Raw genomic sequence first — 6,068 nt, 5'->3', positions numbered from 1 at the left:
AGCCAAAGCCCGTGAAACCCGCGAAAACGCCGCTGGCACGCCTCAATGCGGGCCTGGGTAAGCAGATCCTGCGCCGGATGACTAAGGCGGAGCTGACGGTCTCTTTTTTGGGGCGTGAGGTTACTGTCGGGCAGGATGGCCGCAACACCGAGCAGTGGGTGAAGCGCGATCCCAAGCGAGGAATTCGCCGTGAGTCCATCAAGCCTGAGGGGATATTGCTGGTAGACAACCAGAAGAGACAGTTCCTCGTGAATCAGAAAGAGAAGCTCTACCGGGAGGGGAAATCCCAGCTCGCCGAGTTTCAGAAACGTTACCTGGAAGCACTACGGGCAGGCGAGGGAGCACTGATTATCGAGTTTCAGGGCCAGGATAGTATCGCGGGGCGTATGGCAGAGGTGGTTCTAGTGCATCCTGCGCCAGGGCGCGCGGGGCCGTCGCGGCGTTTCTGGGTGGATCGCGAGACGGGGCTGCGGCTCCGTACCGAAGAGCGGGCACAAGAGGGGCGGATTCTCTCCAATACCTACTATCTTTCTCTGGAGCTAAACCCCGTTCTGCGCGACGAAGACTTTGCGCCTCCTCCGATTCCCACAGGGTTTCCCCGCACGGTTGACACACAGAAGCGCTACGCGACCCTTGAGGAAGCGGCAAAAGACGGGGTGATTGTCAAGCCACCCGGCTGGCTCCCGGCGGGTTTCCGCTTACGGCGCATTACCGCGAACCAGGGGCCTCACTCCCCGATCCATGTTCAGTGGGGCAACGACCTCACGGCGATCTCGCTCGCGCTGGTACACGGAGCGATGCCCCCGATGATCCTCCGGATGCTTGCCGGAAACGAGGCAGGCTTTGTGCAGCTTAACAATGGCGAGCGTGCCTACGCCTGGAAGTCTTCTGAGGGCTACTACATGCTCCTAGGGAACCTGCCCGACGACCAGCTCAAGCGTATCGCGGATTCCGTGAAGTAGCCTAAACGGCAGGCACGGGGATCTGGGTGAGGATATTCTGGATCACCGTGGTGTCCTCTACGCCACGCGCTCGGGCCTCAGCGGAGAGAATCAGGCGGTGGGCCAGAACAAACGGAGCGAGCCGCTTCACATCATCGGGTGTGGCGAAGGCGCGGCCTGCGGTGGCGGCGTGGGCCTGTGCGGCGTGCATCAAGGCAAGAGAGCCGCGTGGGCTGGCACCGATCTCCACCTGGTCGCTCTGGCGTGTGGCTGCGACAATCTCTACAATATAGCGCTGAAGGGCGGGGGCGATCACCACGGCGCGTGCCTTTTCCTGGAGCTGAACGAGAGCATCCGCATCGAGCACCGGTGTCACATTGACCAGCGGGTGGCTCTGCACCTGCGAGTTGAGGATCCCGATCTCCTGATCCGTATTGGGGTAGCCCAGCCGCACCCGCATCAGAAAACGATCCATCTGCGCCTCAGGAAGCTGGTAGGTTCCGGCGTGCTCGATATTGTTCTGGGTGGCGATCACAAAGAAGGGGCGGGGAAGCTTATGGGTAACACCGCCCTCAGAGACCTGTAGCTCCTCCATACACTCCAGCAGCGCCGCCTGTGTCTTGGGAGTGGCTCGGTTGATCTCATCCGCTAGGACAATCTGGGCGAAGACGGGGCCCGGCATGAAGCTGAACTCCTGGGTCTTCTGGTTGTAGATAGACGTGCCGGTGATGTCGGCGGGGAGCAGATCGGGGGTGAACTGGATGCGCTTAAACACGCAGCCCAACGACTGAGCAAGGGTCTTGGCCAGAGTGGTCTTGCCGACACCGGGAATGTCCTCGATGAGAAGATGCCCCCCCACCAGAAGTGTCACCAGAGCCATCTCCACCGTCTCCCGCTTACCAATGATGACGGTTTCCACCTGCTCTTTAACGCGTTGCATGGCCGCCGCGACATCCGATTGTAGATCACTCACGGCGGCAGTGTAGCACGGTACGCTCTTTTCTGTCAATTGTACGACTACTCATCCAGGGCTTCCAGCGAGCGGCCCTTGGTCTCGACAATAAACGGGAGAAAGAATAAACCGATGATGGGGACGCAACCGACGATCACCAGGGCTTTGAAGGCGGCTTCCAGACCCTGCTGTGCGATCAGCCCCACCATAAACGGCCCGGCGGCGGCGATAATGCGCCCGATATTGTAGGTGAAGCCTGCTCCCGTGCCGCGCAGACGGGTCGGGAAGAGCTCGGGCAGGTAGTAGGTGAAGCTGCCAAAGACCCCGAAGATGGTCAGGCCAATCGGGAAGTAGCCGTAGAGGCGGGTCGCACCCGTCCAGGGGAAGGCGAAGGTGCCGATAATGCTAGCGGCTCCTAGAACGAAGTAGGTTGCGAACATTGCCCTGCGACCTAAAAGCTTGGCGATGGGCACCGTCAGAAGTGTCCCGATCAGTCCTCCTAAACAGAAGCTCGTGAGCGCGATAGACTTCCAGCTCTCGACCAGAGCCTGCGTCGCGGGCTTGTCTAGCTTCTGTGCCTGAGCGGCGGCGTTGGCCATCTGCGAGGCGATCACCGACGCAAACGTATTGCAGCTCCACCAGGTAATCAGCGCCACGATTGCCATTGCCATTCCGCCCAGCGTGGCGCGGCGCAATTGCGGCGTGAAGAGCTCGGAAATCTTAGGGCTGGCCTTGCCGCCCTCGGTCGCCTCGTGCCACTTCTCCGGCTCCTTAATGAACATACGTATCAGAAATGCCACGAGCGCGGGTAGCAGGCCACAGGCAAAGACCCAGCGCCAGGAGGTCTCGGGGCTATCTTTGAGCAGGCCACCGACAATATAGTAGCGCATCATGTCCGCCGCCAGCAGCCCGATCGGAGCGGACGTATAGAGCAGTGCTCCGGCCTCCACCCGGCGCTTTTCAGGAACCACTTCAGCCACCATCGCCGCGCCCGCCGCCCACTCGCCGCCGATGCCAAACGCCACAAAGACGCGGCAGAGCAGTAGCACCCAGATATTGGGAGCCAGCGCACAGAGCGCCGTGCCAACGGAGTAGATCAGCATCGTCAGTAAGAGTGTCTTGGTGCGCCCAAGCTTGTCCGTGATACGGCCAAAAAGAACTCCCCCAATGGCCCAGAAGATCAGCAGCACCGAGCCCATGATCCCATTCCAGAACGGCACCGATGCCTTGGCCTCCGGGCTCCCAATGGCCTGGCCAAGAAGTACCGGAATCGCCTTATCCGCCACCAAGGCATAGAGAAGCCCATCGAAAACATCAAAGCCCCACCCGAGCCATGCTGCAAAGAGCACGGTCCACTGGTAGCCGTTCATATCCAGAAAACGACGCTGTCCACTCATGCCCGGTATTATAGCGGAAAGTCACGCCAGTGATATAATTTTAGGCATGACCACTGCCTACCGCGAAGAGACGACGGTTGCCAAAGAAGGTACCTTACTACTAAAAAACCTGCCCTTTGTCGAAGGAGATACCGTAGAGGTCATCGTACTCTCTCGCACTACCTCCAAGGCAAATTTCGCAACAGCCCCCAATCCGAATCCCTTTCCACTACGTGGTACGGTTCTGCGTTACGATCGGCCTCTTGCACCTGCGGTTGAGGTAAGTGAGTGGGAAGCTGAACTGTGATTATTCTTGATACCCACATTTGGATTTGGTGGGTAAATGGGAGTCCTGAGCTTACTCCCGAGTTGGAAGTATTACTTCAAACCTATCAGGCAAGCGGTTTGGGAGTTTGTGCAATTTCTGTATGGGAAGTCGCAAAGCTAGTGGAGCGTGGGCGGCTGACTCTGTCAGTCTCCATCAATGATTGGATCGCTGATGCCCTGAGTTATCCTGGTGTGCAGCTTATTCCCTTGACACCCGAGATTGCTATTGAGTCAACACTTCTCCCCCAACCGTTTCATCGTGATCCCGCAGATCAACTTATTGTTGCGACTTCCCGAGTTCTTGAGGCTCCGCTTCTGACAATGGATCTCGCAATTCGGTCTTATCCCAATGTTGCTCAGGTTACTCACCAATAACGCTGGAGCGGAAAATCACGAACCGTTTGGTCGGGGAGGGCTTGCCAGATATGGCGCTCGGGCATTTGTAGGGCGGTGAGGGGGCCGCTGCGGCAAGCTCCCGTGTCTATTCCGATGCGCCAGGGGTCGGCTTCAGGCTCAGCGGTCGGGGTGTGGCCGTGGATGGTAAGCCGACCTGAGCGATCTGCGTAGCCGATAAACTCCCAACGTATCCAGAGTAGCGTGTCCGGGTGAGTCTCCTCAACGGGCTTGCCGCGCTCCGTCCCTGCGTGCACCCAGACGCAGTGTGCTAGCTCGGGGAAGCGCTCGGTGGGGGCTTTCCAGTAGGTTTTGAGCAGCGAGAAGTAGCGGGCAAGATCGTCGGGGCACTCGCGCTTGAAGCACGCGGGTGGGTCGCGCTCCCAGCTTCGCATGGTCTCGATTCCGCCGTTGCGAAACCAGTCGAAGTCGTCGTAGGCGATCTGGCACGGGTGCGTGCCCGTGAGATAGGCCGCCGCCATGTCCTCGTGGTTGCCCCAGAGCAGCACGGTTCTGTCGGGAGCTGCCTCGTGCTCCGCAAGAAGCCGATTCACCACGCCGCGCGAGTCCGGGCCACGGTCAATCGCGTCGCCCAAGAAGACCGTGATATCCTCGGGGCCGCGTGGGAGCGCCGCCAGTAGCGTGGTAAGCCGTGCACCCATCCCGTGAATATCGCCAATCGCCCACACCGACGCCATGGCTAAAGCTCCTGTAGGACGGGCAGGGCAAGCTCCCACTGCTCCCGAAACGCGAGATAGGCGGTGGTGCGCTCGCCTTGAAGGCGGCGGCGCACGATGGCGAGGCTCTCCCGCTCGCGGCGGGTGGGGCGCAGGCGACGCTTTTTCTCAGACTCCAGCCCACGCAGCCAGACACGCAAGATGTCCAGATCGTGAATCGTCCCCAGCACAGTTTGAAGCGCTGCGATGCGCTTCTTGAGCGGCTTGGTTGTTTCCGGAACACGGCTCAACGTGAAGCGCAGGCGCTTGACGGCAATCCGTAGATCGTGGAGCTCGGTGACATTCTTGGGATTGCGGATAAGCACATCAAAGTTGAGAGCTTTTTGGGCGGCGGCATGTACTTCCTCGGCTGTCGCAGACAGCTCCTCACCGACCATCGTCACCAGGGTGCCCTGTGCCTGGCTTGCCTGTTTGAGCCAGTCTCCGGCAGCATCCAGGCGGCAAACACGCTTCAGTGCCCGCTTGCGCCGCTTTTGCAGGGTGCGCTGTGCAAAGGCAAAGCCGCGCCGCTCTTCCTCTGTAGCAGACACCTCCGCCGTGGTGAGAAGCTCTTGCTGGGCATCCAGATCACGCACGGAGCCCAGCGCACGGGTCAGTGTCCGGGTACCGTCGAGCAAGCGCTGGCGGAGTTTTTGGGGGAGCGCGGTGGTGGACAGCGGCAAAATAACGCGTAAGCGCCGTCCCGTTGTCCGTGCTGTCTTCACTGAGATCGGGTCGCCCTGGAGTGCAAGGGGTAGCGCTGCGGTGAGCCGCTCCAGAAGCGTCGTGATGGGTTCCATAGGGCAGTGTATCGGAAATTGCCCCAAAGCCGTAACCAGTTGCACACGCGCTGCGTTATTTCCAACATGAGTACTGACAAACGTTTTTCTCGCTCCGAGCGTGCCCTGGTTGCAGTGGGGATTCTGGTTCCCTCGCTGGTTCTGGCGGGTGTGGCGATCAATGCCCGCCTCAATGATGTCCCGCCGCTGGTCTTGCCTCAGCATACCCTGCCCGTGCCCAACGCTCACGACACGCTCCGGGTTGCAAAAGTTCTGGCGGTGCCCCTCAAAGATGGGATCGAGCTTTCGCCGAAAGACACCAAGAAAGTGCAGCCGCTGGCGGGGCGCAAAGCGTTGCTCGCAGCCAATACCGAGGCCATTGCCAAGATCCGGCAGGCTCTGAGCCAGGAGTACCGTCAGCCGATTACCTACGAAACGAGCCAGCTCTTTCCCGAGTACGCGGAGCACCGTGAGCTGGCTCGCCTGCTCGCCTTCGCCTCCAAGACCCACGCGGACTCTGGCAATTACTCAGAAGCCGCTCGCTGCGCCACGGATGCGGTGGCGCTGGGGATGAAAATCCCACG

8 protein-coding genes are annotated in these 6,068 nt (G+C 60.1%); 4 read left to right on the top strand and 4 right to left on the bottom strand.

The window, feature by feature from the left end:
* A partial coding sequence (locus ACH2EH_RS04175) for a sigma-E factor regulatory protein RseB domain-containing protein (protein WP_395139240.1) occupies positions 1-962 on the top strand: 962 nt, incomplete at its 5' end.
* A gap of 1 nt (position 963) precedes the next feature.
* Here ACH2EH_RS04175 and ACH2EH_RS04170 read toward each other — a convergent pair.
* Entirely contained in the window at positions 964-1,914 is a 951-nt protein-coding gene (locus ACH2EH_RS04170) for an AAA family ATPase (RefSeq protein WP_395139238.1), read from the bottom strand.
* A 44-nt stretch (positions 1,915-1,958) separates the two neighbouring features.
* Positions 1,959-3,290 carry an MFS transporter gene (locus tag ACH2EH_RS04165; protein WP_395139236.1) on the bottom strand — a complete coding sequence of 444 codons (1,332 nt, stop codon included), beginning with the start codon at positions 3,288-3,290 and terminating at the stop codon, positions 1,959-1,961.
* Positions 3,291-3,336: 46 nt separating this feature from the next.
* Between ACH2EH_RS04165 and ACH2EH_RS04160 the strand changes: the two genes are divergently transcribed.
* Together ACH2EH_RS04160 and ACH2EH_RS04155 are read left to right on the top strand one after the other, a co-directional pair.
* A complete protein-coding gene (locus ACH2EH_RS04160; protein WP_395139234.1) occupies positions 3,337-3,576 on the top strand; it encodes a hypothetical protein in 240 nt (79 codons plus the stop codon).
* Positions 3,573-3,971: a type II toxin-antitoxin system VapC family toxin gene (locus ACH2EH_RS04155; RefSeq protein WP_395139232.1), complete on the top strand. Its 399-nt coding sequence runs from the start codon at positions 3,573-3,575 to the stop codon at positions 3,969-3,971. The genes ACH2EH_RS04160 and ACH2EH_RS04155 overlap by 4 nt, the downstream gene beginning before the upstream one ends.
* Here the strand turns inward: ACH2EH_RS04155 and ACH2EH_RS04150 are convergent.
* Both ACH2EH_RS04150 and ACH2EH_RS04145 read right to left on the bottom strand, forming a co-directional pair.
* Positions 3,962-4,687, bottom strand: coding sequence for a metallophosphoesterase (locus ACH2EH_RS04150; RefSeq protein WP_395139230.1), 726 nt, complete (start codon positions 4,685-4,687; stop codon positions 3,962-3,964). The genes ACH2EH_RS04155 and ACH2EH_RS04150 overlap by 10 nt on opposite strands.
* 2 nt (positions 4,688-4,689) lie before the next feature.
* Positions 4,690-5,505 (bottom strand): CHAD domain-containing protein, encoded by an 816-nt coding sequence (locus ACH2EH_RS04145; RefSeq protein WP_395139228.1) that lies wholly within the window; start codon positions 5,503-5,505, stop codon positions 4,690-4,692.
* A 66-nt stretch (positions 5,506-5,571) separates the two neighbouring features.
* Here ACH2EH_RS04145 and ACH2EH_RS04140 point away from each other — a divergent pair.
* Positions 5,572-6,068, top strand: a 497-nt coding sequence (locus tag ACH2EH_RS04140; RefSeq protein ID WP_395139226.1) for a hypothetical protein, incomplete at its 3' end; no start/stop codon positions are given.

Origin of the sequence: Armatimonas sp. (assembly GCF_043760365.1) — a bacterium.
In the GTDB taxonomy this organism is placed as follows: domain Bacteria; phylum Armatimonadota; class Armatimonadia; order Armatimonadales; family Armatimonadaceae; genus Armatimonas.
The sequence above is the reverse complement of the archived record's forward strand: the minus strand, read 5'-3'. Positions and strand labels throughout refer to the sequence as shown.